The organism is Planctomyces sp. SH-PL14 (assembly GCF_001610835.1).
Classification (GTDB): Bacteria; Planctomycetota; Planctomycetia; order Planctomycetales; family Planctomycetaceae; genus Planctomyces_A.
In genome coordinates, this window is the sequence record NZ_CP011270.1 from 2,156,566 (window position 1) to 2,183,307 (window position 26,742).

Here is a 26,742-nt window from a genome sequence, read left to right on the forward strand (position 1 = left end):
AGTCACGGCTCCGAGAGCGCCCCCGGAAGCGGACGAACGTCGCTCCAGTCGTCCCACTGGCTCGCCTGGTAGATCGTCCCGCCGTCCAGATCGAGGCCCGTAAGACACCCGCTCCGGTCGTAGACCCAGGTATCGAGACAGATCCAGCCGGCGTGGACATGCGGCTGCCGACGCTTCTGCGGAGTGTGACCGCAGACGACGGTCTTCCCCGACAGATGGGGCGGAGCCGAGGGATCGATCCGCTGCCACCGCAGATCCCGAACCGTCTGCCGGTCGAGAGGGAGGGCAGGGGAGAGGGAGGCGTGGGAGACGATGTGGCGATCCAGCTCCAGCCACTCGAGGGAGTTCTCCAGCAGCGCGACATGTTCGGCGGGAATGCCCTGCAGCCCGCAGCCGTAGGACTCCAGCATCTCCGGCCCGCCGTGGTTCCACCACGCCTCGGCCCACGTCCCGCCCCGCAGGGCATCGAGGAACATCTCCTCGTGGTTCCCGCGAACCACGCTCACGAGGCCGCGTGACCGCAAGCGGAGAACGCGCTCGATGACCTGACGGGACTGCGGCCCACGGTCGATCAGGTCCCCCACGAACACGAGATGATCGCTCTCTCGCAGGGCCGCCAGATCGAGGACGCGCTCGAGCGCCCGGTCGCAGCCGTGGACATCTCCCACCACGATGGTCCGCGGTGAACTCACCAGCCGACTCCCTCCATCCGGATCGAAACCTCAACAGAACGTCAAGGGACTGCAGGCTCCGAAACAATAAAATTCACGTTTGCCGAATCTTGTGCCGCCGCAGCCAACTCGGGTTGTCAACCTGTTGACACGCTTCTTCCGGCCATTAATGTAAGCCGCAGAATCGCCAACTTTGACAAAGTCTGTCTACTTTACCAGGTTGGTCAGAGGCGGCACCCGTGAGGGATCGCGAGCTCGGACGCCCCCATGTGGCTTTCCCACATTTCCGAGGAGATCGAGGAGTGACACCCATGTTGCGTCAGATTGCTGTTCTCGCTGTTGCGGCCCTCGTCACGATGGTTTCGACCAACGACGCCCAGGCTGGCCGCCGTCACCGTGGTCACGGCCACGGTTGCTGTGCCCCGAGCTGCTGTGCTCCGAGCTGTGCGGCCCCGAGCTGCGCTGCTCCGTGCGGCGGCCATGGCTGTGCCCCGAGCTGTGCCGCTCCTTGCGGCAACGGCTGTGCCCCGAGCTGCGGTGCTCCTTGCGGCACCGGTGCCTGCGGCAACGGCTGTGCTCCGAGCTGCGGCGCCCCGTGCAACGCCTGCACCAGCGCTTGCGCTCCGGCCCCGACCTGCTGCCACACGGCCGCCGCTTGTGCGACCGGCTGCGGCGCTGCTCCGTGCAGCTACAGCCCGGCTGCTGGCCAGGCTGCTCCGGCTGCCCCGGAAAACGCTCCGGCTCCTCCGGCCGAAAAGCCGGCCGCTCCGGCCCCGGCCGAAAAGGCCGCCTGAGTTTGCTTCGAGCATTCTCTGCTCATCAGGAACCTGCTTCCTTACGGAAGCAGGTTCTTTTTTTTGCGCGCGTCGCGATCCGGAGGGTTGCGGCCGGAGGACAGCCGGAGGCGAGAAATCGGCCCCTCGAAAACGTTCCGTCCACACCAGCCCGAAGCGCAAGCGAGGGAACTCACCGGTCGTCGCTCGCGCGTCGGGCCAGTGCGAGTTTCCAGACCGAGCCTACCGCCGCCAGGGACGGACCACGACGGCGACGACCGCCAGAACGAACAGCGCGGGCAGAAAGGCTCCCGGCCGCCGGACGATAAACACCAGCCCGGCGATGATCGCCGCGAGCAGAATGGGAGACATCTGCATCACCGGCCGCGTGCTGGGACGCATCGGAAGGGCCAGCCAGAACGCTCCCATGAGGACCGAGACCCGCAGCAGGGCACTCCCGAGCGCCGTCGCCGAGGAGTCGACGAAGAAAAAAATCAGTCCGCCGCTCGCCGCGCAGACCAGCGCGATCGCCCCGACGAGCGTACGATTGATGCCGACAGAATTGGTCGTTGTCACGCCGCCGAGTGTAGCGGCTCCGGCGAGACCGGAAGCAAGGGCAGGTTCCGCCGGGCTGATTCCCAGGAGGAGCAGTCCCGGTCGTTTCCCTCCGCGATCTCGATAAACTGCCAGGGTCTCTCGGCTCGGTGTGGAAGGTGAGATGTCGCTGCTGAATCCCGCATTGCTGGCCGGCCTGGGGCTCGTCGCGGTCCCGGTCATCCTGCACCTGCTGCTCCGCCAGAAGCCGAAGCCGATGCTCTTTCCGGCGCTGCGGCTGATCCAGAAACGGAGCATGCAGAACAGCCGCCGCTTCCGCCTCCGGCACTGGTGGCTTCTCTTCCTGCGGATGGCGGTCCTGGGGCTCATCGTCTTCGCCCTGACCCGCCCCTCGCTCCCCCCCGCCAACTACGGTCTCTCGAGTCGCGAGTTCGTCACGCTCGCGGTCGTCGCCGTGGCCGGGATCGCCACGTATCTCGTCCTCCTGCGGAGGTCCAAGACTCAGGGCGAGAACCGGTCCGACTTCGCCTATCGCCGGACGCTCCTGCGGGGATGGACGACGGCGGGGACGCTGGCGGCTCTCGCCCTGCTCGTCGGCTGGCCCTACCAGCGACGCGTCGCGGCCGAGATCACCTCTCCCTCGCCGCAGGCGGTCATCGACCTGCCGGTGGCGGCGGTGTTCCTGTTCGACACCAGCCTCAGCATGACCTACTTCCAGGAGGGGCAGTCCCGGCTCGAAGTCGCCCGGACGCTGGCCGAGAACCACCTGGGGGAGCTGCCGGTCGGCAGCAAGGTCGCGGTGGCGGACACCGCCTCGGACAACCCGCTGATCTTCCAATCGACGCTCATCGCCGCCAAGTCGCGGATGACGGAGCTCAAGCCCGAGCCGATCGGCCTGCCGCTCAACCAGCGGCTGCGGTCCGCGCTGTCACTTCAGGAAGACGACCGCCGGCGGACGCTCGCCGAACTGGGGAACCTCCCCGAGCAGAGCCGCAAGGACCAGTACCTCCGCCGGGTCTACATCCTGACCGACCTGGCCAGCCACCAATGGCAGACCTCCGCGGCCGCGCTGCTCAAGGCGGACCTCGAACGGCTGGCGCAGGTCGGCGTCTACCTAATCGACGTGGGCGAGATGCAGCCCCGCAATGCCGCGATCCGCGCGGTCCGCCTCTCGCGGCAGAAGATCCCGACGGGCGGAAACCTCCTCGTGCAGGGGACCGTCCAGGTCGACGGCGAATCATCCGGCACGCTCCCGCTCCGGCTCCTGCTGAACGATGCCCAGGGAAACCCGATCCAGCGGGGACGGGTCGATGCCAAGGTCGAATCGGGACAGCCCGCGACCGTCGAGTTCGAGATGCTGACCGGTCTCGTCGGGAACGTCGTCCACGGCGAAGTCCGGATCGAATCGAGCGACCCGCTCGCGTTTGATGACGCACAGTTCTTCACGATCGAAGTCGGCGATCCGACGCCGGTCCTCGTCGTCGCTCCCAGCGAGGCGGTCGCCTTCGAGTGGCTCGTGGCGCTGGAACCGTTCGACGACCGCTCGACGGAGAAGAACCGGTTCGCGGTGACCTTCGCCACACCGCAGGAGCTCGAATCCGCCGACCTGCAGAAGTACCAGACGGTGTACCTCGTCAACGTCCCCGGTCCGTCGGACGCCGTCTGGTCCCAACTGGATCGCTTCGTCGACGCCGGAGGAGGCCTGGGAATCCTCCTCGGTGCCCCGAGCCCGCCGATCAAGCCGGAACTCTACAACCGCCCCAAGGCCCAGGTCTTCCTCCCCGGCCAGCTGATGTCCTCGACCTCCCAGAGCCGGCACCGGATCAAGCTGGAGCATGAGCATCCGATGTTCTGGAAGTTCCGCCAGTACGAGGGGAACGGGAGCTTCGCGATCACAGAGCAGGAAGTGAGCATCTTCCGGTTCTGGCGCGTCGATCCCGCCGCAGGCACGACGATCCTGGCCCGCTACAACGATCCCGACAACGCCCCCGCGCTGATCGAGAAGACGCACGGGCGAGGGCGGACGGTCATGTTCACGACGGGCGTCAATCTCCCGGACGCCGAGCGGCAGCGGTGGAACAACTTCCCCAGCACGCTCCTGGCCCCGTGGGTCTTCCGGGCCTTCGCGGACCAGATGACCGAGTACCTCTCGCGGGTCTCGGAGTCCTCCTACAACTTCCTCGCCGGCGAAGAGCCGCGGCTGGCGGTTTCCCCGTCGCCGGTCGACCGCGGCTTCCGGCTCCGTCACCCGGGCGTGCTGCAGACGCGGCTCGATGTCGCGGCGAACGCCTCTCAGGCCGCTGTCGGCCGCGTGCGGGAGATCGGCCACTTCGACCTGATCCCGCCGGACCAGCCGCAGCCGGTCACCGGCTTCAGCGTCAACGCCCGCCCCGAAGAGAGCGACCTCACGCGGCTCAAGCCGACCGAGATCGAGGACCTCTTCGGAAAAGACCGCTGCCAGGTCGCCCGCTCGCTCGACGAGCTCAAGGCGGACATCAACACGGCCGACCTCGGCAAGGAGATCTTCCCGATCCTGCTGACGCTCGTCGTCGTCTTCTATTGCGGCGAGCACCTCGTCGCGAACCGGTTCTACGAGGCGGAGAATGAAGTCGCCGTCCCCCGATGACCGCCCTCCGCCGGCCGGCCGGATCCGGACCGCGTGCGTGCTCTGCTGGGCGAGCCCGGCGACGTCGCTCGGCCTGCTGGCGGGGTTGCTGACGATGTCGAGCGGCGGCCGCGTGTTCCGGCATCGCCACACGCTCGAGTTCTGCGGCGGCTTTTCCGACTGGTTCCTCGGCCGGATCGCGCATGCGAGCGCCATGACGCTCGGCCACGTGATCCTCGGCCGGACGCCGGCGGACCTCGACCGGACCCGGCTGCATGAGTGGGTCCATGTCCGCCAGTACGAGCGGTGGGGCCCGGCGTTCCTCCCGGCTTACCTGCTGGCCTCAGGCTGGCTCTGGATGCGGGGCCGCGACTGTTACCGCGAGAACCCGTTCGAAGTCGAAGCTTTCGCCGACGACGCCCGCCGCGAGCGGGAACGCCGCTCCGGCGGCGGCGACGGCCCTTGTCAGTTCGAGACCTGAAGCAGGACCTTGAGATTCTCCGGCCGCGCGGCGGCCCGCATCGCCTCTTCTCCCTCCTCAAGCGGGAAGCGGGCCGTAATGAGCGGCCGGACGTCGATGTCCCGGTCGGCGAGCGCCTCGATCGCCTTATCGAACGGACCGCAGCGGGAGCCGACGACCGTGATCTCGTCGATGACGACTGCCGCCAGGTTCGGTCCGTGAGGCGCGGCGGTCGTGGTCTTGAGAACGAGGGTCCCTCGGGGCCGGAGGAGGCGGAGTGCCGTCTCGACGCCGCCGGACGAACCGGTGCAGTCGACGACGAGGTCCGCCTCGCGCTTGATCGGCAGGGCGTCGAGGAGGCAGGTGTCGACGCCGGCATCGGCCAGCCGCTGGAGCTTCCACTCATGCTTGCCGACCGCGGTCACCCGGCAGCCGGCGCGGTGCAGGACCTGGGCGCAGAGGTTCCCGAGGCGGCCGTCGCCGAGGACGACGGCGCTCCGGACGGGCTTCAGGTCGAGCTGGGCCGGAATCTGGAACGCGGCGGCGAGCGGCTCGATGAAGACCGCCTCGTCGTCGGAGACCGAATCGGGGATCAGGTGGAGGTTCCGCTCGGGGACGAAGACCCGGTCGGCGAAGGCGCCGTCGTGGTCGAGGATGCCGATGACGGAGCGGTTGGGGCAGTGGTTGGAGAGCCCCTGGCGGCACAGGTCGCAGCGGTGGCAGCTGCAGTTGATCTCGCCAGCGACGCGGCGGCCGGCGAACTTGCCGCTTTCCGCGATCCCGACGAACTCGTGGCCGAGGATCCCCTGGAAGCCCATGTAGCCGCGGGCCAGCTGGAGGTCGGTTTCGCAGACGCCGGCCCGCAGGACGCGGATGGGGATTTCGCTGGGTCGGGGATCGCGTCCCGTGTGTTCCGCCGCGTATCGAACCTGTCCGCCCGCTTCGAGAATGAGCGCTCGCATGTTGCCCTCCGGCTGGATCGTTGCGAAATCCGGCGAGTGTCGCAAGGAGCGGGACCGCGTCCCTGCCTCGTCGCTTGAATACCGTACCCGCCGGCGCGGCGTTGTTCGCTCCAACCCATCGTGCCACGGCGGCCTGGGGTCAAGGGGGCCACGCCCCCTTGCCGCCGGAGGCACTCCTGTGAGGAACCGTGGTAAGCAACAGACGGCCCTTTGTGGTACCAGCGTTGAGGACTCCACGCTCGCTCTGAAGTCCCCGCGGATTGGTGGGGTGGCATCCGGCACGGTGTCCGCGGTTGGATACTCCCTCCTTCAGACATCTCTCGACGAGAGGGCCTCCGGCGGGCAAAGGGGCGTTGCCCCTCTGCACTCCCCACCAGGGGTGAACCCCTGGACCCCGGATTAAACAGGTTGTCCCAGTGATTGCTGCAGCAGCGACGCCGCCATCTCACCCATGAAGACCAGAATCACCGCCGCAAACAACACCCCCGTCGCCGACTGCGTGTTCCGATACCGCAAGATCCGGAACACCAGAATCGCCAGAACAAAGGGCCCTACAATCCCCGCCCCCCACCGCAGCAACCACCACACCGGATGCTGACTCAGAAGCGACGTCGACGCAAACACCACCAGCCCGACCCCCACCGCCGCCCGAGCCACCACCGCCGCCAGATACTGCCAGTTCAGCCGAATGAGCGGAGCCAGCGGCATCCCGCGTGCCGTCAGATACCAGTGTCCAAGCAGCATCGCGGCCGTACTCCCGCCGATCAGCCACGCGGACGAAAGGGCGGAGACCACCGCCGGGACCAAGCCGGCACCGCGACTCTGCGTGCCGATCAACAGAAGCAGCGACAGCCCACACAGCAGCCACGCCCCCCAAGTCCCGCCAGTGCGGCGCTCGAGCGTCCAGAGCACCGAACTGACAAAGCTCGTCACCGCCGCCGCGATCGCGCCAACACGAAGCCAGACCGGGTTCACCAGCGACGTCCCGGCGGAAAGACTCGGAAGCTGGTCGATCGTCAGCAGCACCAGAACCGAAAGCCCGAGCGTCAGCAGATTCTGAATGCGGAAAAAGCCGGACGTCACCTGCCGCCGCGGCATCAGACACCACGTCAGGCTTAGGCCGCAGACGAGGCTCAGCGCGAACTGCGGAATCATCTATCGCCTCGGCAGAGCGCCCCAATGAAGTCGACTGGTGGAAACCCTCGGTCGCCACGCTCGCAAGCGTGTCATCCTCGCGGTTCAAACGGCCAGAATCACGCCTCGGAACCGCTCAATTCGAGCGATTGATCAGGGACATCGCCTCGGCCCGGCTCGACGGATTCGACTTGAAGAGCCCGCGGACGGCGCTCGTCACGGTCAGCGCCCCGGGCTTCCGGATCCCGCGAATCGTCATGCAGGAGTGCTCCGCCTCCAGGACGACAATCACTCCCTTGGCCCCCAGCTCGTTGTTCATCAGGTCCGCGATCTGGTGCGTCATCCGCTCCTGGACCTGGGGCTTCCGCGAAATCTCGTCGACGATCCGCGCCAGCTTCGAGAGCCCCACCACTTTCCCCTTCGGCAGATAGCCCAGGTGCGCCTTGCCGATGAACGGCAGCAGGTGGTGCTCGCACATGCTGTTGAAGCTGATATCCCGCACGAGGACGAGCTCGTCGTACTCCTCGGAGAAAACCCGCTTCATGTGACGGGAGGGATCGAGATGCAGCCCGGCAAACAGCTCCTTGTACATCCGCGCGACGCGGCCCGGAGTCTCCAGGAGCCCCTCGCGGTCGGGATTCTCGCCGACCGCCGCCAGGATCTCTCGAACGGCCCGCTCGATCCGAGGCAGGTCCACAGGGTTCGGCTCGTCGGGTGCGGAGCTCTCGGACACGGAGTGGCGACCTCGCGAGACAACGGAAAGACGGGCACTTCTCCCGTCGACGCCGTCAATTCTTACGGAAAACTGACGACTGAAAACTGGCAACTCAATAAAAAAAGCTCGACGCGAGCGACGTCGAGCTTCGTACTTCCGTCTTCAGAGCCACGTTAGCCCTGAGCTTCCGCCTTCGCGGGCTCGACCATCGGAGCGGCGCTCTTTTTCTTCCGGTCGCGATCCCCTCCCACAAACTCGATCAGGGCCTGCTCACCGCCATCCCCAAGCCGCCGGTTGGCGAGCCGAACAACTCGGGTATAGCCGCCGGCCCGATCACGGAACCGGGGACCCAGATCGTCAAACAGGATCCGCACCGCGTCCTTGTCGCGGAGCAGAGCCATCGCCTGCCGACGAAGAGCGATCGCCGGCGCGATGGCCGCGTTCCACTTCGTCCAGGCATCTGATTCACGCCACTTCTTGTACTCTTCCGACCGCTTCTCCGCCTTCGTGCCGAGACCAGCGGCCTTCTCTGCGTGCGGCAGAGACTTCTTGGCCATGGTAATCAGCTTCTCGACGTACGGGCGGATCTCCTTGGCCTTCGGAACCGTCGTCACGATCCGTCCCTGGACCTTGGCCGCCCCCGGCTCGTCCGCCTTGGCTTCCACGGTCTTGATCAGGGCGCAAGCCATGTTCTGAAAGAGGGCCCGACGATGCTGAACATCCCGTCCCAGTCGCCGGCCGCGTGCCAAGTGTCGCATTGCTCTTACCCTACTCCAGGGGAGCCGAACTTCGGCTCCTCAGTCATTCTTAAATTCTGTCTGCAACTCGTCGCCGGCACGTCATTCGAGCCGGCCACCGCACTACGTCGCACTACAACGTCGAACTACCGCGTCGAGCTGCTGGGAACCCGCATGCCGAGCCGCAGACCGATCGAGGTCAGCCGCTCGCGGACTTCCAGGAGAGTCGTTTCGCCGAAGTTCCGGACCTGCAGGAGCTGGTCTTCGGTCTTCTGGACGAGGTCGCGGACGCTCGTGATCCCTTCCGATTCCAGGCAGTTCGTCGCCCGGACCGAGAGGTTGAGTTCGGCGAGGGACATCGACAGCTTCTCTTCGAGCTCCAGGTCGATCGGAGCGTAGCCGGTCGACTCGAGCATCCCCTTGAGCCCCGCTTCCGGCGGCAGTTCCGGCCCCGGCTCGCGGTAGCTGATGAACGGGTTGAGGTGCTTCCGGAGGATCTTCGCCGCTTCGACGAGGGCCATGTCCGGCTTGACCGTCCCGTTGGTCCAGATCTCGAGGGTCAGCTTGTCGTAGTTCGTCCGCTGACCGACGCGGGTATCTTCCACCCGGTACCGGACGCGGGTCACCGGCGAGAAGGCAGCGTCGAGCGGAATCGATCCGAGCTCGGGCATTTTCTCGTGCGTTTCGATCGCCGGGATGTAGCCGCGGCCGTTCTCGACCGTCAGCTCCATCTGCAGCGGGACGTCGTCGGTCATCGTGGCGATGACGAGGTCCTTGTTGACGATCTCGATCTGGTCGTCGGTGATGACGTCGGCACCGGTCACAACGCCCCGCTCATGGCGGTCGATGCGGATCGTCTTGGTGGTCGTGCCGTGGTTCTTGACGACGAGCGACTTCAGGTTCAGGCAGATGTCCGTGACGTCTTCGACAACGCCCGGGATCGTGCTGAATTCGTGCTGGACGCCGTGGATCTTGGCGCGGGTGATCGCGCTCCCTTCCAGGCTGGAGAGGAGGATCCGCCGCAGGCTGTTCGCCAGCGTATGCCCGAAGCCCCGCTCGAACGGCTCAACGACGAACAGTCCGTAGGTCCCCGTGATCGTCGCCCGATCGGGCTCGACACGGCTGGGAAGCTCCAGGTTTCGCCAACGAATTCGCATGCTGCTGCTCCACTCGCGTGGACTGCCGGCTCTCCGCCCCGGAAGCCGTGCCGTCCACTCTCAGGACAATGGATGATCGCGTTCGATCCTAACCCCAACCTTGACCTTGCCACGCCACGAGGACGGGCTCAGACACGGCGCCGCTTGCGCGGCCGGCAGCCGTTGTGCGGCAGCGGGGTGATGTCTTCAATGCTCTTGACCGTGACACCGCCGAACTGCAGTCCGGTGATGGCACTTTCGCGGCCCGATCCCGGCCCACGAACGCGGACTTCCATTTCCTTCACGCCGAACTTGCGGGCCTTGTCGGCACACGTTTCGGCGGCTCGCTGAGCAGCGAACGGGGTGCTCTTCCGCGACCCCTTGAACCCCGAGCTTCCCGCCGAGGCCCAACACAGAACGTCGCCATTCACGTCGGTGATGGTGACGATCGTGTTGTTGAACGTCGCCTTGACGAAGGCAATCGCCCGCGTGACGTTCTTGCGAATCTTCTTCTTGCCACCCGAGGAAGATCCTCCCCCGGTCTTGCCTGCCTTGCTCACGTCCGGCTCCCCATCGTGCGACCTAGGTCGCGTGAATCGCGCTGTCTTTCAAACCTGACCGAGTACCGGCCTTAACAACCTGGCTCAACCGACCTGGCTCACCCGGCTTGAACTTGCATCTCCGCCAGAGCAGGAATGCCATTCGGCCGGCCCAGTCCGCCGCTCAGTGACGGGCGTCCTTGACGCCCTTCTTTCCGGCGACCGTCTTCTTGATCCCCTTGCGGGTCCGGGCGTTCGTCCGGGTCCGCTGGCCGCGGCACGGGAGGCTCCGGCGATGCCGAAGACCCCGGTAGCTGCCGATGTTCCGCAGCCGGCCGATGTTCTCCTGGACCTGGCGGCGAAGCTGACCTTCGACCGTGTAGTCGTTGTCCAGCGTGCTGTTGATCTTCTGGATGTCGTCTTCGCTCAGCTCGCGAGCGCGACGCTGCATGTCGAGGCCGAGGTTCCGGCAGATCTCGATGGCACGGGGCTGGCCGACGCCGTGCAGATACTGCAGGGCAATGTAGGTCGGCTTGTCGTTCGGGATGTCAACACCGAGAACACGCGGCATGAAACGCCTCTTGGAGTTGGAAAGTCGTCAGTCCTCAGTTTTCAGCCTGAGACAACCTGCGACTCCCACCTCTTCTTACTGATGACTGAGAACTGACGACTGAAAACTCCGAATCAACCCTGCCGCTGCTTGTGGCGGGGGTTCGAAGAGCAGATCACATAAGTCCGGCCCTTACGGCGAACGATCTTACACCCTTCGCAGATCCGCTTGACACTCGCACGGACTTTCATGACTTGACCTATCTCGGCAAACAACGCTCCCGGCGAACCCGCGCGGGAATCGCGAACTGTAATGGATTAACGCAAATCGAACAAGCAACCTCGAAAAATGTCCCTTGACGGGGCCCTTCCGAGTCCTCTCAACCAGTCCCCAGCGATGTCCGCCGAGCCCTGCCGAGGCCAGATTACTTGATCGAGCTGGCGGTCGGGACGACCCACACCTTGACGTCGGCTTCGATGTCCGGGTGGAACTGGATGCGGACAGTGTACATCCCCAGTTCCTTGAGCGGACCTTCCAGCCGGACGTGTTCCGGTTCAACCGGATATCCAGCGGCGACGAGCGACTTGCTGATGTCAACGCCGACGATCGAGCCGTACAGATGCCCTTCCTCGGTGGCGTTCGCCTCGAGGGTGACGCTGTAGTCCTTGATCTTCTTAGCGATCTCGCGGATCTCGGCCAGCTTCTTCTGAGCGGCTTCGTCCTGGCGCTTGCGGTGGCTCTCGACCATCCGCTTGTTCGCTTCCGTCGCCACGGTGGCGAGGCCCATCGGCAGCAGGTAGTTCCGGGCAAACCCGGGCTTGGCCCGAATCAGGTCCCCCTGGCTGCCGACCCCTTCCAGGTTCTCGGTCAGCATGAGCTGCACGCCGCCGCGCACGTCCTTGGAACGAACTCGTTCTTTCCGCTTCACTGGCATGGGTCTGATCCTCGTTCCAGCCGGGCACTCCCGGCCGTTCTTTCCGCCCGGCGGCGCTCGCACCGGCCGGCAGGTGAACTCAAAGTCCTCCGCCCCAACATCGCCTCGATGGCGACCTCAGAACGGCACCTCGTCATTCGGGGAGTCGAAACTCGACTCCTGGTTGTAATCACTGGACGGCGCGCTCTGCGGCCGGCCCCCACCACGGGAACCGCGCCCCTCGCCGCCGCCATACTGCTGCGGCCGACCCCCGGCTCCCCGGGCGCCGCCATCAGCTCCTCCACCGCCGCCGCCCCCGCCTTCACGGCCGCCGAGCATCGTCATCTGCTCGCCAACCACGCGGAGCTTCGACCGCTTCTGTCCCGACTCCTTATCGGTCCAGGAATCGAGCTGCAAACGACCTTCGATCAGGACACTCCGCCCCTTGGCGAGGTATTCCCCGGCCACCTCCGCCTGACGCCCCCACAGGGTCACGTCGACGAAGGTCACCTCTTCCTTGCGCTCGTTCGCCTTCTGGTCAAACCACGTCCGATTAACGGCAAGTCCGACTTCCGCAACCGCCTGTCCGCCGGCGGTGTACTTGACTTCCGGATCCCGCGTCAGATTCCCGACCAGGATCACCTTGTTGAAGCTCGCCATCTCTCGCTCCCAGTTCTCGCCAGGGTCAAATGTTCACCGAGGCCAAGCCCCAGCACTGAACAGGATAACACCTGTCGTCGGGACTCTCTACTAGAACACCGCCGGAGCTTCGGCAGCGGGGGTTCCGCCCGCATGGTGCTCGCGGCAGGCTTCGACCATCGCGTTGAAGATCTGCGACGGGTGCTGAATCAGCAACTGGCGAATGACGACTTCGCTGAGCTTGCAGAGGCGATTCAGCTCGGTGACCTGGCCGCCATCCATCGTGAACAGCGTCAGATAATGCAGGCCCTTCTTGTGCCCGTCGACAGGGTAGGCCAGCTTCCCTTCCTGCCACGGCATCTTGAGGATGACTTCCGCGCCGCAGCGGTTCAGGATCTCGCCGATCGCCTCTTCGGTCCCGCGGGCATCCACGGCAAAACGGCCGCTGTCCACGAGAAACATGCACTCATAGTTCTTCAGAGCCAACTTCCCTCTCCCTCAATCGCGCGGGTTCAAGGTTCAGAGCCTTGCGGCTCGATCAGCGAACTGGCCGGCACCACAACGGCGCCACAACCACTCCGCCGGCAGTACGGATCAGACCGAGCCTTCCGGTGCCGCGTTGACGCGATTCATCGCGGCGGTCACCCCTTGCTCGACCCAGAGCCGAACGGCATCCACCGCTCGACCCACTGCCAGGTCCACATCGTCGGTTTCCGCCTTGGCGAACCGCCCCAGGACATAGTCCGTGGCGGCCATCTGCCCCGGCGGGCGACCGACTCCAAATCTCAGCCGGGCGAACTGATTCGACCCGAACTGATCAATTGCATTCTGCAGGCCCTTCTGCCCCCCGGCCGAGCCAGCCGCCCGCAGGCGAAGCTTTCCGACCGGAAGGTTCATGTCGTCACAGACGACCAGCAGGTCCACCAGCGGCACCTTGTGAAACCCGACCATCTGCCGGATCGCGTTGCCGCTCAGGTTCATGAACGTTTGCGGACAGGCGAGAAGAACCGTCTCACTTCCCATCCGGACTTCACAGCACTGGCTGCTGAACTTGAGTCGCCATCCGGCGGCCGGGTCCAACTTCGCACAGGCCTCAACAACCACAAACCCAATATTGTGACGGGTCCCCAGATACTGCCGGCCAGGATTCCCGAGACCGACCACCACCTTCACGGGAACCTCCCCAGGCCCGACCACTAGGCCGAAGCCGCACCTTCCTTAGGCTTCCCAGCCGCGTCCGCCTCGGGGGCCGCACCGCCGCCCGAACCCGGATCCGCCTTCGGCTTCGCAATGTGAACGACGACAAGGTCCGGAGCGTTCTTGATCACGACACCGGCAGGCAGATCGGTCAAATCCTTGACATGCAGGGACTGGTCGAGCTCCAGAGCGGCAATCTTGACGATAATCTGATCCGGAACCTCGAGGGCCGGACACTCGACATGCAGCGAGTGCAGCGGCTGCTCGACGTGGCCGCCGGCCACAACGCCGGGGGCCGTACCGCGGAGCTGGATCGGCACTTCGACCAGAACCCGCTGCGTGGCGTCGACCCGCTGGAAGTCGACGTGGTAAACGTGATTCGAAAACGTGTCCCACTGGACATCGCGGACAAGGACGCTTTCGACCTTGCCGTCCACGTCCAGGTCGACAACCTTCACGCCGGCATTGATCAGCGGGCGGACCTTGTCGGCAGCCACCTTGACGGGGACCGGATCCTGGCCGTGACCATAGACGTTACAGGGGACGATCCCCTGAATGCGGAGATTCCGGCAAGCCCGGGTCCCCTCTTCCGTCCGCTTCGACACGCTCAGCTTGACCGCTGTGGACATGACCAATCCTGCAACAACACAAACCGACAGATCCGCAACCGCCCGCCAGAACCGCCACCGGAATCGCAACTTGCGGCAAACATCGCGCCGACAAATCGAGACACCGGTCCCGCGGTCCAAAAACGGGAAGCGGAACAAGATATCGGTGCGGTCCCGTTGTTGCAACTCCGCCAGCGAAAAAAGCCGGTCGAAGCATTGCGCCATCGCGGCCTCGGGCTATAAACTGCCGCCCGCAGACCGGAAGACCCGCCGCCAAGGGACCAAGGCGCACCGCGAACTCCACCTTGGACTGCGCCGACACGGGAACCGCCCGTCCCCGAAGAAGAAGACGGCACGCCAGGGGCAGCGACGCGAAGCGCCGTGCCCGCTGACTGGAAATTCGCTGCAAACAGGATCGTACGCGATACAACTCCGAATGCCGCGCCAGTTCCTTGACGCGTTTTTTCCGGACCGCTACAGTTCGCGTTTCCCCTTCGGACTCCCAGGGGATTTTGTCGGCTTTTGCTCCTGATATTTCAGTCCATGCCCACGATCAATCAGCTGATTCGCAAGCCCCGGAAGAAGCAGGGGAACCGCACCAAGACTCCCCTCCTCGAAGGGTGTCCGTTCAAGCGGGGCGTCTGTCTGATCGTGCGAACGATGACCCCGAAGAAGCCGAACTCGGCTCTCCGGAAGATCGCCCGCGTTCGGCTCTCGAACGGCAAGGAACTGACTGCTTACGTTCCCGGTGAAGGCCACAACCTTCAGGAACACAGCATCGTCCTCGTCCGCGGCGGTCGTGTTCGCGACCTTCCGGGGGTGCGGTACAAGATCGTCCGCGGGGTGCTCGATACCCTCGGCGTCCAGAACCGGAAGCAGGCCCGCAGCCGCTACGGTGCCAAGCGCCCCAAGGGCAAGTAATTCTCGCTCGCAGCATTCGGCTTCGTGTTGTCTCTGAGTCGATCGTTTTCGCACATTTCCTTTTGAAGGCCTCCTGAGTTAACCATGGCGAAGAGCTTTACCGCCAGCGCAACGCAACTGAAGCCGGATCCCCGTTACGGCTCGCTCCTGATCTCGAAGTTCATCAACTGCCTGATGTACGACGGTAAGAAGGGCGTGGCGATGGGGGCGTTTTACGAAGCCATGGACATGATTGCCAAGAAGCTGCCCGACGTGGAGCCGTCGGAAGTCTTCACCCGGGCCGTGGAAAACGTCCGCCCGAGCATCGAAGTCCGCTCGAAGCGCGTCGGTGGTGCGACGTACCAGGTCCCGACTCCGGTCGGTCCGAAGCGTCAGCAGACCCTCGCCATCCGCTGGATCCTCGCTGCCGCCCGCGGCCGCAAGGGACGCGGCATCGCCTTCTCGCTGGCCGACGAGTTCATGGCCGCCTTCAAGCGGGAAGGAACCGCGATGACGACTCGCGAGAACGTCCACCGCATGGCCGACGCGAACAAGGCGTTTGCTCACTTCGCATGGTGAACCGCAAGGTTCACTTCGAAGATCAACCGAGATTTCCGAACGAGAGGTTTTCCCATACGGGAAGACCTCTCGTTTTTCGTTGAACACCGTTCTTTGTTGAACGAATGCCGGAGGGGATTCACTCCGGCCCCGCGCATCCCATCCAGCCGTCTGGCGATCCCATGACACCCATCGAAACGCTTCGCAATATCGGCATCGTGGCCCACATCGATGCCGGCAAGACGACGACGACGGAACGGATCCTGTTCTACACCCATGCCATCCACCGGATGGGGAACGTCGACGACGGCAACACGACGACCGACTTCGACCCCGAAGAGGCGAAGCGGGGGATCACGATCTACTCCGCGGCGATCACCTGCCGCTGGAAAGACGTGACGATCAACATCATCGACACCCCCGGCCACGTCGACTTCACGGCCGAAGTCGAGCGCAGCCTGCGGGTCCTCGACGGCGCGGTGGTCGTGTTCAGCGCCATGGAAGGGGTCGAGGCCCAGAGCGAGACCGTCTGGCGGCAGGCGAACCGGTACGGCGTCCCGCGGATGTGCTTCATCAACAAGATGGACCGCATCGGCGCCAGTTTCGAGCGGGTTCTCGATCAGATGCGGAAGCGGCTGGGGGCCGATCCCTGCCCGCTGTTCATCCCCATCGGGGCGGGGCAGGCCTTCGAAGGGATCATCGACCTCCTGGACATGAAGGCGATGTACTTCGACTTCGAGTCCAAGGGGGAGAAGATCGACATCCGCGACATCCCCGAGGAGCACCTCGAATCGGCGAAGCAGTGGCGGGACAAGCTCGTCGAGACGGTCGCCGTCATCGACGACGCGGCGATGGAGACCTACCTCAACGACGGCGACCTCCCGATCGAGACGATCCACCAGCTTCTCCGCCGGGGAACGATCGAGCGGCGATTCCAGCCCCTCTTCTGCGGAACGTCGCTGAAGTACTGCGGCGTCCAGCCGCTCCTCGACGGCGTCGCCCGCTACCTCCCGAGCCCGCTCGACCGTCCGCCGGTCAAGGGGATCAACCCGAAGCCGAAGAAGAACGAGCCGGCCGAGACCGAGCGGAAGCCGTCGGTCGACGATCCGGTCGCGGCGCTCGTCTTCAAAATCCAGGCGGACAAGCACGCCGACCTGTGCTTCGCCCGCGTTTACTCCGGCGTCCTCAAGAGCGGCTCGCGGATGCTGAACCCGCGGACGGGGAAGATGGAGCTCATCAGCCAGCTCTGGCACATCCAGGCGGACCAGCGGGAGAAGCTCGAGACCGACCAGGTGCTGGCCGGGGACATCATCGGGATCGTCGGCCCGAAGGAAGTCGTCACCGGGGATACGCTGTGCGACCAGCGGAACCCGGTCCTGCTGGAGTCGATCACGTTCCCCGAGACCGTCATCTCGATGGCGGTCGAGCCGGAGACGAGCGGCGACCGCAAGAAGCTCGAAGACGCTCTCGGACGGCTGGGGCGGCAGGATCCGACGTTCAAGGCCAAGGTGAGCGAAGAGACCGGCCAGACGCTCATCAGCGGGATGGGCGAGCTCCACCTGGAGATCATCCGCGAGCGGCTGCACCGCGACTTCAACCTGAACGTGCGGGTCCACAAGCCCCGCGTCAGCTACCGCGAGACGGTCACCAAGATGGTCCGCGGGGAAGGGGAGTACAGCCGGGTCAACGGCGGCGAGACGAACTACTGCAAGGTCCGCATCCGGATCGAGCCGACCGACGGGGCCGAGACGATCGCGGTGAAGAGCGAGCTCAAGTTCGACGCCCTGCCGGCGGAAGTCGACCGCCTCATCAACCAGGCGGTCCAGGAGGCGGCCCAGTCGGGCGGTCTCGTCGGTTACCCGCTGCTGCATGTCCGCTTCGTCATCGAAGCGGTCGATTACGTCCAGGGGCAGTCGACCGAGGAGGCGATCCGGGCGGCGTCCGCGATCGCGGTCCAGAACGCCCTCAACGGCGGCCAGATCGCGCTTCTCGAGCCGATCATGAAGCTCGAAGTCGTGACCCCGCCGGAGTTCCTCGGCAACATCCAGGCGGACCTCAACCAGCGGCACGCCCGGATCGTCGGCAGCGAGCCCCGCGATCACCTGACAGTCCTGTCCGCCGAAGCCCCGCTGGCGAAGATGTTCGGCTACTCGACCCACGTCCGCAGCCTCTCGACCGGCCGCGCGTCGTACTCGATGGAGCCGCTCAAGTACGATCTGGCGCCGAAGGACGTCCTCGACGAAATGCTCGGGCGGTAGTTTTGCGATCGGCGGTCAGCAGACGTCGAAGGAAGCGGTCGGTTCCCTGAGGCCGGTTGTGCGCCTGTTCCGCGGAGCATGATGTCGACCGTGACGCCCCCGCCGAAAGCTGAAGCCCGCCGCCCCGCGACCGACGGGTGGCTGTGGGGGATCGTCGTCCTGGCGATCGCGCTGCGGATCGCCGCGGTCTGCACGTTCTCCGGCGAGCTGAACAAGGATCGCGACGCCTACCTCGGCATCGCCCGGGCTGTCGCGGCGGGAGACGGGTTTTCGACGCCAGGATCGACGCGTCCGACCGCCTATCGTCCTCCGCTCTACCCGCTGCTCCTCGCGCCGATCTCGGGGACCGACCAGCTCTGGCTGCGGGCCGGCTTGCAGGTCGCCCTGGGGGCGGGGACGGTCCTGCTGACCTGGGTCGCCGCACGGCGGCTGACGGAGCCGGCGTGCTCCCCTTCTCGTCACTCTGCCGCCTGGACGCACCGGATCGCCGCCGGGATCGTGGCGATCGATCCAATGCTGCTGCTCTACACGCCGCAGATGATGACGGAGACGCTCGCGACGTTCCTGGCCGCGGCGGTCCTCGCGCTCGGCATGTCCCCGCCCGTGAGCTGGTCGCGGTCCCGGCAGATCGCGATCGGCGCCGGCCTGGGACTGGCCTGCCTCTGCCGCCCGACCTTTCTTCCCGGCGCCGCGCTGTGGGCCCTGTGGATTGCCTGGACGGGCCTGCGGCCATCGCGTCGAGAAGCCGCCAGTTCGCCGCTCGCCAATGCCCCCGCCGCCGAGCGGCTCCGCCGGCTGCCGTGGCTCGCGCTTCTCGCCCTCGGGCTGACGATCGCCCCCTGGCCGATCCGCAATCAGCTCCGGTTCGGCCGTCCGATCGTGACGACGACCCACGGCGGCTACACGCTGCTGCTCTCGAACAATCCCGTCTACTACGCCGAGGTCGTCCGCGCTCCCTGGGGGACCGTCTGGGCCGCCGACAGCCTGGATCGCTGGCAACGGGAGCAGACGGAGCTGGCCGCCGCCGCGGGCGCCCGGGGAGAGATCGCCGAAGACCGCTGGTATTCCGATCAGGCCCGAGCCTGGATCGGAACTCACCCCCGGGAGTTTCTCGAAGCCTCCCTGCATCGCGTGCGGAGTTTCTGGAAGCTCGCTCCCTCGGGAGAAGGGGCGGGGCAGGGGAATGCGGTGCGGAACCGGATCATTGCGGTCTACTACGGCCTGCAGTTCGGCGTCGCGCTGTGCGGACTGGTGGGAGTGCTCAGGCGGCGAGACGGGCGGTTCGCGCTGCCGCTCCTCCTGATCCTGTCTCTCACGGCCCTGCACGCCGTCTATTTCAGCAACGCCCGGATGCGGGCACCGCTCGTCCCGGCCCTGGCCCTGCTCGCCTCCGGATGCGGTCTCTTCCGCCGATCCGAGAGCGCCGCCGCCCCTTCGGACGAAGCGCGAAACACCTGAAAGCGGTCTGCTGCAGCGGTCCGCCGGCGTTGCTCTGGTGTGTGTATCCCGAAAGTCGGTGGAACATTCCGACAGGCGGATCGGGGGGACGACATCGGGAGGGCGAGGCTCCAGCCGAGCCGCGGCGGTGGAGTACGTCTCCAGTCTCGCCCGATGAGAACCGTGCCGTTCCCGGAAGATGGGGCGGGAGGTCGAGGCGGCAGAGGGAGGGCGTTTGCGAACCTTCGCGGCTCAGCAGGAGCTTGGCCCTCCTGAGGGCTTTCCCTGTTCATCGGTGGACTCCTCGTCCCCTGTTCTCCGTGCCCTCTGTGCCTCTGTGTTTCCTTCTCCCCGAAGAGTTTTGAAACGCAGAGAAACGGAGAACACAGAGAAGACGAGGAGGAGAGGGCGGGGATACAGATCGGGTACGGGGTCAACGCTGCGGGTCAGCTGGCGCTTCGCCCTCCCAGTCCCCGACGATCAGGCCTCTCCCACTCGAGCGACGCCACCGACTTTCCAGGCGCACACACTCGCTGTACCGCGCGATTCCCACCGCTCGTTCGATCATCAAAACCGTGTAGCCACTCACCCGATCCATTGCAATCGCTTATGGGTCGCATTCGCCTCCCCGCCTCTTTGATTCGCGCGGGGCGCCTCATATACTCCTCGCAGATTTGCTCGCGGCGCTGGGACATCACCCTCGCCCTACCGTTTCTGAGGACAGGTTCACCGCACATGAGCGCACAGGTTGGCAAGCCGGCACCGAACTTCTCCGTGCTCGCATACGATCGCACCAAGAACAACAGCGACCAGCAGTTCCGCACCATCAACCTTTCCGATCTCCGCGGAAAGTGGGTTCTCCTCTTCTTCTACCCGCTCGACTTCACCTTCGTCTGCCCGACGGAAATCGTCTCCTTCAACAAGGCCCTCGGCGACTTCCGCGACCGCAACTGCGAAGTCCTGACCGCCAGCACCGACAGCGTCTACTCCCACAAGGGCTGGTGCGACGCTCACGGCGACCTCGCGGGCCTCAAGTACCCGATGCTCGCCGACACGACGCACGAGCTGTCGAAGGCCTACGGCGTCCTCAAGGAAGACATGGGAATCGCCTACCGCGGCACGTTCCTGATCGATCCGAACGGCGTCGTCCGCTGGACCTCGGTCAACGACCTCTCGGTCGGCCGCAGCGTGGAAGAGTGCCTCCGGATCCTGGACGCCCTCCAGACCGACAAGCTCTGCCCGTGCAACTGGAAGGCCGGCGAGAAGACCCTCAGCTAGTTTCAAGCTCGGGACCGCCGACGAGCTGGCTACTCGTCGGCGGCTCCTCTTCCGGGCTCCATTCCTCTCTTCCTGTTCTCTGCACGCCGCCGACACTCGCTCGGATCGGTCAGCGCTCTCCACTCCTTTCCGAGTCCGTCGCTCCCATGGCCCGTCTCGCTCCGCTTCCCAAGTCCGACGCTCCGGAAAACGTCGTCGCCACCTACGAACGCCTCGAAGAGCTCTTCGAGGGGCAGATTCCCGACATGTTCCTGCGGATGGGCCGGGTCGAGCCGTTCCTCAAGGACTTCTACATGAACTTCAAGAAGTTCGTGTACAACCCGGGCACGCTCGATGCGAAGACGAAGGCGATGCTCGGCCTGGCGGTCAGTCTGCACGCCAAGTGCGATGTCTGGATCGACTACTTTTCGAAGCGCTGCCAGGCCCTCGGTTGTCCGGAGCAGCAGGTCAATGAAGTGCTGGCGATCATCGCCATCAACTACACGTACAACACGTTCTTCAAGTTCCGCGACCTGAGCGGGAGCGCCCTGTTCGAGGGGATGGCGGTCGGCCTGCGGGCCCACACGTTCTCGAACACGTCGCTCGACGACAAGACGGTCGAGCTGCTGAACATCGCGATCAGCGACATCAACGCCTGCAAGCCCTGCACGAGCGGCCATGTCGAGAAAGCCCGGGCTCTCGGCCTTTCGGACGAGCAACTGCTTGAGTGCATCCAGTGTGCGGCGACTGTGTATGCCGGGGCCCAGTTCGAGAACTTCGGTTCGTAGCCGAATCCGATCATCGCCGACGATGCGACGCGCCCCGGTCAGCCGGGGCGTTTTCGTTCGATGACGCTGATGTGGCCGTCGGATTCGAGGCTGCAGAGTTTGACTTCGGCGATGTCTTCGATGCCGTGCTGTCGGAGGTGGCTCATCAGTTCGTCCTCGGAGATGAGTTCTTTCCGCATGTTCCGCCGCTGCATTTCGCCGTCTTTGACGAGGGGGAGGGTTGGTGGCTGCAGGATCGGGCGGAGGCGGGGGTAGCGGGCGCCGAGCCAGTCGAAGAAGTAGTCCCAGCCGACGATCGTGGAGATCAGGACGACCCCTTCGGTGATGGATTTGTACTCGCTGGCCATCGCGTTCTGTGCGGCGTCGGCAATGAGGGTCACGACGAGCAGGTCGCCGAGGCTGAGGGCGCCCGCTTCGCGGCGGAGCATGCGGAAGATGACGAACAGGAAGAGGTAGATGAGTGTCCCGCGGAGGACGATCTCGCCGAGGTGGATGGTAGGGACGAAGGTGGAGTTCCAGTCGAATGCGACCGCGAGCATGAGTGCCCCCGTGGGAACCGGGAATTCAAACCAGAGGCTTCATCATACAGGTGAGTGGGCACCATCGCTGGGCGGTGATCGAACCCCGTCCTCGCCGGCACGACTCCCATAGCTCAAACCCATCGTGCTACGGCAGCCTGGGGTCAAGGGGGCCACGCCCCCTTGCCGCCGGAGGCATTTCGGTGAGGAACCGTGGTACACAACGGACGTCCGTTGTGTGGTACCCGCTATGAGGACTCCCTCAACCTGTCCCGCTGGCTTTGCAATCCCCGCGGGTTGGTGAGGGGGCATCCGGCACGTTGTCCTCGCTTGGAGACGTGCTCCTTCAGACAGCTCTCGACGAGAGGGCCTCCGGCGGGCAAAGGGGATTCTCCCCTCTGCACTCCCCGACCAGGGTGCCCCTGGACCCAGTCAGGTGTCGCGTTTCGCGATGACAGACGCGATGATCGCCCCGTCCCCCATCGCTCTTCCCGCTGACCGGAGTCTCCCGTGTCGAGCCGCCATCTGCTGCCCCTGCTCCTCGGACTCGCGCTGCTGTCCCCCAACACAGCCATCGCCAACGATCCCCCCATCCCCACCGCCCACACCCGAAAAACGATCGAAGGCTGGACCGTCGAGGTCGACAACCGCCTCCTCACCGGCGAACACCACGAACTCGGCACACGGGCCCTCCACCTCCTCGAAGACCGCCTCTTCGAGATCGCCCTCATCCTCCCCGCCGACAAGGTCGAGCGGCTCCGACAAGTCCCGATCTGGCTCGACGCCACCCACGGCTCGCTGAAGTCAATGCAGTACCACCCCAGCGCCGGCTGGCTGAAGAGCCACGGCTTCACGGAAGCCCTCGAGAAGTGCGTCCACATTCCCGACGCCGCCCAGTTCGCAAGCGCCCGCCACCACCACCAGCAGCCCTGGGCCGTCCTCCACGAGCTCGCCCACGCCTACCACGACCAGGTCCTCGACTTCGACCACGCCGGGATCCGCGCCACCTGGGAACAGGTCCGCGAAGGGAAACGGTTCGAGAAGGTCCGGCACATCGACGGACACGACACCAGGCATTACGCCCTGACAGATCAGAAGGAGTTCTTCGCCGAAATGACCGAGGCCTACTTCGGCCTGAACGACTTCTTCCCCTTCCATCGAGCGGACCTGAAACAGTCCGAGCCCGAAGTCTTCGCCCTCATGAAGTCGATCTGGGGCGACATCCCGCACGACCGCCGCGAACCCCAAGGAGCAACGCCGGAGAAGGTCGCGGCCCCATGAGTCCGCTCACCCCCCACGCCCCAATGGACCTATTAGGCTCTGTTTGAATACGAACCTCGGAGGCGTTCCGCCCACACCAGCCCGAAGCGCGAGCGAGGGAATTTCCGCGTCGTCCCTCGCTTGCGCGTCGGGCTGGTGTGCGTTTCCAAACAGGACCTAAACCTCCACCTCGACCGCGTCGTCGACCACCCGGACCGGAAACCTGTCGAGGGCCAGCCGCGGCGTGAGGCAATGCTTCCCCGTCGTGACGTCGTATTGCCAGCCGTGCCAGGGGCACGTCACCACGCAGCCCGTCACCTTCCCCTGGGCCACCGGGCCTCCGGCGTGCAGACAGATCCCGTCAACGGCGTGGAACGCCCCGTCGAGATTGAACACCGCCACGATCCGGTCCCCCACGGTGAACTCCCGCCCTTCGCCGACGGGAACCTCGGAGACGCTCGCCACTCGCTTCCACTCCGCCATCATCAACCTCACTGACTCGATCTCACCATCCTCATCGCCGGGGCCCGATCTACGTCTCCGCCGCCGGCCGCAGTAACCACTTCCAGTCCGCATCGGCCATGACGAACGGCTCCGCCGGGACCGTTCGGATGTCGAAGTCCGGAAGGAGACGCCGGGCCGCGATCGGCTCGCGCGTCGGCCGCAGTCCGCAGGACCACGCGAGGAATCCGATGAGCCGCTCGGCCGGAACGCCTCGCTCGCGAAGCAACGCAATCCGCGTGTCCCCGTGCCGCTTCGCCAGCCGCCGCCCGTCCGGGCCGACAACGAGCGGGACATGAACGAACTCCGGCGGCGTCCATCCGAAGGCCCGATACAGGAGCCGCTGCCGATGGGCGCTCGGCAACAGGTCATCCCCCCGGCAGACCTCGGTGACTCCCATCGCCTGATCGTCGAGGACCACCGCCAACTGGTACGCCGGACCGCCGTCGGTTTTCCAGACGACGAAATCCCCCAGATCCCGCCCCACATCACACACCCGGTCACCCAGAATCCCGTCGGCGAACTCGTCGACCGTCCCCGCCGTCCGGAAGCGCCAGCAGTACGGTTGGCCGGCCAGGTCCCGAGCGTCGTTCGCGGTCCGCCCGGCACACGTTCCGGGATACACCGGCCCCTCCTGGCCAACGTGCGGCGCGCTCGCCGCTGCCGCGACATCGGCCCGGGTGCAGCGGCAGGGATACACCGCCTCCATCGCCTGGAGACGCTGCAAAGCCTCCGTATAGGAGGCTAGCCGCTCCGTCTGGATGTATGGCCCATGAGGTCCGCCGAGATCCGGTCCTTCATCCCAGTCCAGACCGAGCCACGCCAGATCGTCGATCGCCTGTTGAGTCGCCCACGGCTTGATGCGGGGGGAATCGATGTCCTCGATCCGCAGCAGCACGCGCCCGCCGCGCGAGCGGATCGACAGCCAGGCGAGCAGATAGGTCCGCGCGTTCCCGACATGCTGAGCCCCGGTCGGCGACGGCGCCAGCCGGCCGACAGGGACCGTACGGGGGTAAGCCGGTGTCGCCATCATGCCGGGCATCTTGAGGAACCGCCTGGACTCCGACAAACGAGACCGGAGGCTTTCCCTCCCGCGGCTTGCCACCCCCAACGCACGTTGTCACAGTCTCGGCGGCCATCTTCCAACCCTCTCCCCTCGATCGTCCGCCCGTGAGTCAAAACGCTCCGTCGCCGATTCCGTCCCTCCTCCCGGCTTCACGTCCGGCCGCCGCTGCGCCGCAGAACTGTCAGCGGGCCTGCCCGGTCTGCGGCGGGTCGCTTTACGAGATCCGCCACAAGCTGCACTGCCAGCGGTGCCATACGATTGTGGAGACGTGCTGCGAAGGGGGCCGCGGCTAGAGGCGGACCTGCGCCGTGTTGCGAACCGGCGACGAGGACTCCCTCAGGACACACCGCTCGCTTTGCAATCCCAGCGGGTTATGTGGGGGGGGCATACGGCACATTGTCCGCGTCTGGACACACACTCCTTCAGACAGTTCTCGACGGCCAGGCCTCCGGCGGGCAAGAGGGCGTCGCCCCCTTGCATCCCCTACCAGGGGTACCCCCTGGACCCCGGTTCTGTTGCTCGGGGGATGGCCTACGAACGCCCCCGGAGCCCCCGTTCTTCATCTTCGGTTGCCATCCGACCTCCATCCGGTTCAACTGCCACATGAGACCGATCGGACCGGACTCAAAGAGGAGTGCCGCATGCGCGACGTGCTGACGCTGGTTCTCGCCGGCGGAAAAGGGACACGCCTGGAACCACTCACCATCGAGCGTTCCAAACCCGCCGTCCCCTTCGGCGGGGTCTACCGGATCATCGACTTCACCCTCTCCAACGCCGTCAACAGCGGCCTGCGGCGGATCCTCGTCCTCACGCAGTACAAGGCGGCCAGCCTCGACCGCCATCTGCAGCGGACCTGGAAATTCCTCTGCCGCGAGTTCGGCGAGTTCATCGACGTCCTCCCCCCGGAACAGCGGCTCGGCGAGCAGTGGTATCAGGGAACCGCCGACGCCGTCTACCAGAACATCTTCAACCTGGAACGGGTGCCGGCCGAACACATCCTGATCCTCTCGGGCGATCACATCTACAAGATGGATTACAGCGAGATGATCGCGGCCCACGTCGAGTCCGGAGCCGATGCCACCATCGGCTGCCTCCCGGTCTCGCTCCCCGAAGGCCGCAGCTTCGGGATCATGGGGATCGACGACCAGCACTGGGTCCGCCGCTTCGCCGAAAAACCCGCCGAGCCCTTCCCGATCCCCGGCGACCCGGACCGCTGCCTGGCGTCGATGGGAATCTACGTCTTCAACGCTCGGTACCTCTTCGACCGGCTCTGCTCCGACGGGGCCCGCCGGGACAGCTCGCACGACTTCGGCAAGGACATCATCCCGTCGATCATCCAGAACGACAAAGTCCTCGCCTTCCCCTTCCACGACAAGAACACCGGCCGCACGCAGTACTGGCGGGACGTCGGGACGCTGGACGCCTACTTCGCGGCAAACATGGACCTCGTGGCGGTCCACCCGGAGCTGAACCTGTACGACCAGAACTGGCCCGTCCGCGCCTACGCGCCGCCGCTCCCGCCCCCCAAGTTCGTCTTCGCCGACCAGACCAGCGTCCCTCCCCGCTGCGGACACGCCATCGACAGCATGGTGTCCCCGGGCTGCATCATCTCCGGCGGACGGGTGAATCACTCCGTCCTCGGCTTCAACGTCCGGGTCAACAGCTACGCCGACGTCGACGAGTCGATCCTGTTCGAAGGGGTGTCGGTCGGCCGGTCGAGCCGGCTGCGGCGGGTCATCATCGACAAGGGGGTCCAGATCCCCGAACGGACGGAGATCGGCTTCGACCGCGACGCGGACCTCGCCCGCGGCTACACCGTGACCGACTGGGGAGTGACGGTCGTTCCGCAGTCCCACGCCGGAGTCTCGAACTCGGTCGCGTTCGGTGATCCCGACACGTAGGGCCGACGGCCAACACGGCCTGTCAAAAGCAAAACGGACGGTCGTTTCCGAGGAAACGCCGTCCGCTTGTGAATCAGTCGTCCGCGAGTCGCTCTGACGCGAGC

At 65.5% G+C, this 26,742-nt stretch carries 29 protein-coding genes; 11 read left to right on the forward strand and 18 right to left on the reverse strand.

What is annotated here, in order from left to right; translation table 11 throughout:
* Positions 1 to 2: 2 nt before the first annotated feature.
* The gene (locus VT03_RS08405) at positions 3 to 692 is read right to left on the reverse strand and encodes a metallophosphoesterase family protein (RefSeq protein WP_075092573.1); all 690 of its coding nucleotides are present in this window, start codon (positions 690 to 692) and stop codon (positions 3 to 5) included.
* Positions 693 to 1,687: 995 nt separating this feature from the next.
* Positions 1,688 to 2,020 (reverse strand): hypothetical protein, encoded by a 333-nt coding sequence (locus VT03_RS08410; protein ID WP_075092574.1) that lies wholly within the window; start codon positions 2,018 to 2,020, stop codon positions 1,688 to 1,690.
* Between the two features lie 142 nt (positions 2,021 to 2,162).
* On the opposite strand from VT03_RS08410, the gene VT03_RS08415 reads away from it, so the two are divergent.
* Together VT03_RS08415 and VT03_RS08420 are read left to right on the forward strand one after the other, a co-directional pair.
* Positions 2,163 to 4,625, forward strand: coding sequence for a vWA domain-containing protein (locus VT03_RS08415; RefSeq protein ID WP_075092575.1), 2,463 nt, complete (start codon positions 2,163 to 2,165; stop codon positions 4,623 to 4,625).
* Positions 4,603 to 5,085, forward strand: a complete 483-nt coding sequence (locus VT03_RS08420; protein WP_197489253.1) for a hypothetical protein — start codon at positions 4,603 to 4,605, stop codon at positions 5,083 to 5,085. Before VT03_RS08415 ends, VT03_RS08420 begins: the two co-directional genes overlap by 23 nt.
* Here the strand turns inward: VT03_RS08420 and VT03_RS08425 are convergent.
* From VT03_RS08425 to VT03_RS08485, 13 genes are all read right to left on the reverse strand, one after another.
* Positions 5,070 to 6,026 carry an MDR/zinc-dependent alcohol dehydrogenase-like family protein gene (locus VT03_RS08425; protein WP_075092576.1) on the reverse strand — a complete coding sequence of 319 codons (957 nt, stop codon included), beginning with the start codon at positions 6,024 to 6,026 and terminating at the stop codon, positions 5,070 to 5,072. The two genes, VT03_RS08420 and VT03_RS08425, sit on opposite strands and share 16 nt — an antisense overlap.
* 399 nt (positions 6,027 to 6,425) lie before the next feature.
* Complete coding sequence (locus VT03_RS08430) at positions 6,426 to 7,181, reverse strand: hypothetical protein (protein WP_075092577.1); 756 nt, start codon at positions 7,179 to 7,181, stop codon at positions 6,426 to 6,428.
* 115 nt (positions 7,182 to 7,296) lie between these two features.
* The gene (folE, locus tag VT03_RS08435) at positions 7,297 to 7,893 is read right to left on the reverse strand and encodes a GTP cyclohydrolase I FolE (protein WP_075092578.1); all 597 of its coding nucleotides are present in this window, start codon (positions 7,891 to 7,893) and stop codon (positions 7,297 to 7,299) included.
* A 155-nt stretch (positions 7,894 to 8,048) separates the two neighbouring features.
* On the reverse strand, positions 8,049 to 8,633 hold the full coding sequence (locus VT03_RS08440; protein ID WP_075092579.1) for a bL17 family ribosomal protein: 585 nt from the start codon (positions 8,631 to 8,633) through the stop codon (positions 8,049 to 8,051).
* 125 nt (positions 8,634 to 8,758) lie between these two features.
* Positions 8,759 to 9,769, reverse strand: coding sequence for a DNA-directed RNA polymerase subunit alpha (locus VT03_RS08445; RefSeq protein ID WP_075092580.1), 1,011 nt, complete (start codon positions 9,767 to 9,769; stop codon positions 8,759 to 8,761).
* Positions 9,770 to 9,897: 128 nt separating this feature from the next.
* Positions 9,898 to 10,308 (reverse strand): 30S ribosomal protein S11, encoded by a 411-nt coding sequence (rpsK, locus tag VT03_RS08450; protein ID WP_075092581.1) that lies wholly within the window; start codon positions 10,306 to 10,308, stop codon positions 9,898 to 9,900.
* Positions 10,309 to 10,471: 163 nt separating this feature from the next.
* Positions 10,472 to 10,858 carry a 30S ribosomal protein S13 gene (rpsM, locus tag VT03_RS08455; protein ID WP_075092582.1) on the reverse strand — a complete coding sequence of 129 codons (387 nt, stop codon included), beginning with the start codon at positions 10,856 to 10,858 and terminating at the stop codon, positions 10,472 to 10,474.
* A 113-nt stretch (positions 10,859 to 10,971) separates the two neighbouring features.
* Positions 10,972 to 11,088, reverse strand: a complete 117-nt coding sequence (gene rpmJ / locus VT03_RS08460) for a 50S ribosomal protein L36 (RefSeq protein WP_075092583.1) — start codon at positions 11,086 to 11,088, stop codon at positions 10,972 to 10,974.
* Between the two features lie 173 nt (positions 11,089 to 11,261).
* Entirely contained in the window at positions 11,262 to 11,771 is a 510-nt protein-coding gene (gene rplI, locus VT03_RS08465; RefSeq protein ID WP_075092584.1) for a 50S ribosomal protein L9, read from the reverse strand.
* A gap of 117 nt (positions 11,772 to 11,888) precedes the next feature.
* Complete coding sequence (locus tag VT03_RS08470) at positions 11,889 to 12,410, reverse strand: single-stranded DNA-binding protein (protein WP_075092585.1); 522 nt, start codon at positions 12,408 to 12,410, stop codon at positions 11,889 to 11,891.
* A 90-nt stretch (positions 12,411 to 12,500) separates the two neighbouring features.
* Entirely contained in the window at positions 12,501 to 12,875 is a 375-nt protein-coding gene (rpsF, locus tag VT03_RS08475; RefSeq protein WP_075092586.1) for a 30S ribosomal protein S6, read from the reverse strand.
* A 108-nt stretch (positions 12,876 to 12,983) separates the two neighbouring features.
* Positions 12,984 to 13,562, reverse strand: coding sequence for an aminoacyl-tRNA hydrolase (gene pth, locus VT03_RS08480; protein ID WP_075097004.1), 579 nt, complete (start codon positions 13,560 to 13,562; stop codon positions 12,984 to 12,986).
* Between the two features lie 23 nt (positions 13,563 to 13,585).
* Positions 13,586 to 14,215, reverse strand: a complete 630-nt coding sequence (locus VT03_RS08485) for a 50S ribosomal protein L25 (protein ID WP_075092587.1) — start codon at positions 14,213 to 14,215, stop codon at positions 13,586 to 13,588.
* Positions 14,216 to 14,737: 522 nt separating this feature from the next.
* Between VT03_RS08485 and rpsL the strand changes: the two genes are divergently transcribed.
* The 6 genes from rpsL to VT03_RS08515 all read left to right on the forward strand — a co-directional run bounded on the left by rpsL (position 14,738) and on the right by VT03_RS08515 (position 21,392).
* Positions 14,738 to 15,115, forward strand: a complete 378-nt coding sequence (gene rpsL / locus VT03_RS08490) for a 30S ribosomal protein S12 (protein ID WP_075092588.1) — start codon at positions 14,738 to 14,740, stop codon at positions 15,113 to 15,115.
* Between the two features lie 84 nt (positions 15,116 to 15,199).
* Positions 15,200 to 15,673, forward strand: a complete 474-nt coding sequence (rpsG, locus tag VT03_RS08495) for a 30S ribosomal protein S7 (RefSeq protein ID WP_075092589.1) — start codon at positions 15,200 to 15,202, stop codon at positions 15,671 to 15,673.
* Positions 15,674 to 15,834: 161 nt separating this feature from the next.
* A complete protein-coding gene (gene fusA, locus VT03_RS08500) occupies positions 15,835 to 17,910 on the forward strand; it encodes an elongation factor G (protein WP_075097005.1) in 2,076 nt (691 codons plus the stop codon).
* Between the two features lie 78 nt (positions 17,911 to 17,988).
* Positions 17,989 to 19,368, forward strand: a complete 1,380-nt coding sequence (locus VT03_RS08505) for a hypothetical protein (protein WP_075092590.1) — start codon at positions 17,989 to 17,991, stop codon at positions 19,366 to 19,368.
* Positions 19,369 to 20,082: 714 nt separating this feature from the next.
* Complete coding sequence (locus tag VT03_RS08510; protein ID WP_075092591.1) at positions 20,083 to 20,625, forward strand: peroxiredoxin; 543 nt, start codon at positions 20,083 to 20,085, stop codon at positions 20,623 to 20,625.
* Between the two features lie 146 nt (positions 20,626 to 20,771).
* Positions 20,772 to 21,392 carry a carboxymuconolactone decarboxylase family protein gene (locus tag VT03_RS08515; RefSeq protein WP_075092592.1) on the forward strand — a complete coding sequence of 207 codons (621 nt, stop codon included), beginning with the start codon at positions 20,772 to 20,774 and terminating at the stop codon, positions 21,390 to 21,392.
* 38 nt (positions 21,393 to 21,430) lie between these two features.
* On the opposite strand, the gene VT03_RS08520 is transcribed toward VT03_RS08515, so the two are convergent.
* Positions 21,431 to 21,931: a DUF421 domain-containing protein gene (locus VT03_RS08520; RefSeq protein ID WP_075092593.1), complete on the reverse strand. Its 501-nt coding sequence runs from the start codon at positions 21,929 to 21,931 to the stop codon at positions 21,431 to 21,433.
* Between the two features lie 489 nt (positions 21,932 to 22,420).
* Here VT03_RS08520 and VT03_RS08525 point away from each other — a divergent pair, with 489 nt between their 5' ends.
* Positions 22,421 to 23,191 (forward strand): hypothetical protein, encoded by a 771-nt coding sequence (locus tag VT03_RS08525; RefSeq protein WP_075092594.1) that lies wholly within the window; start codon positions 22,421 to 22,423, stop codon positions 23,189 to 23,191.
* A 156-nt stretch (positions 23,192 to 23,347) separates the two neighbouring features.
* Here VT03_RS08525 and VT03_RS08530 read toward each other — a convergent pair whose 3' ends face one another.
* Positions 23,348 to 23,635 carry a Rieske (2Fe-2S) protein gene (locus tag VT03_RS08530; protein WP_231870630.1) on the reverse strand — a complete coding sequence of 96 codons (288 nt, stop codon included), beginning with the start codon at positions 23,633 to 23,635 and terminating at the stop codon, positions 23,348 to 23,350.
* 67 nt (positions 23,636 to 23,702) lie between these two features.
* Positions 23,703 to 24,704: a tRNA glutamyl-Q(34) synthetase GluQRS gene (gluQRS, locus tag VT03_RS08535; protein WP_075097007.1), complete on the reverse strand. Its 1,002-nt coding sequence runs from the start codon at positions 24,702 to 24,704 to the stop codon at positions 23,703 to 23,705.
* 137 nt (positions 24,705 to 24,841) lie between these two features.
* On the opposite strand from gluQRS, the gene VT03_RS33290 reads away from it, so the two are divergent.
* Both VT03_RS33290 and glgC read left to right on the forward strand, forming a co-directional pair.
* Positions 24,842 to 25,030, forward strand: a complete 189-nt coding sequence (locus VT03_RS33290; protein ID WP_156514358.1) for a hypothetical protein — start codon at positions 24,842 to 24,844, stop codon at positions 25,028 to 25,030.
* A 348-nt stretch (positions 25,031 to 25,378) separates the two neighbouring features.
* Entirely contained in the window at positions 25,379 to 26,638 is a 1,260-nt protein-coding gene (gene glgC, locus VT03_RS08540) for a glucose-1-phosphate adenylyltransferase (protein WP_075092595.1), read from the forward strand.
* The last annotated feature ends 104 nt before the right edge of the window (positions 26,639 to 26,742 follow it).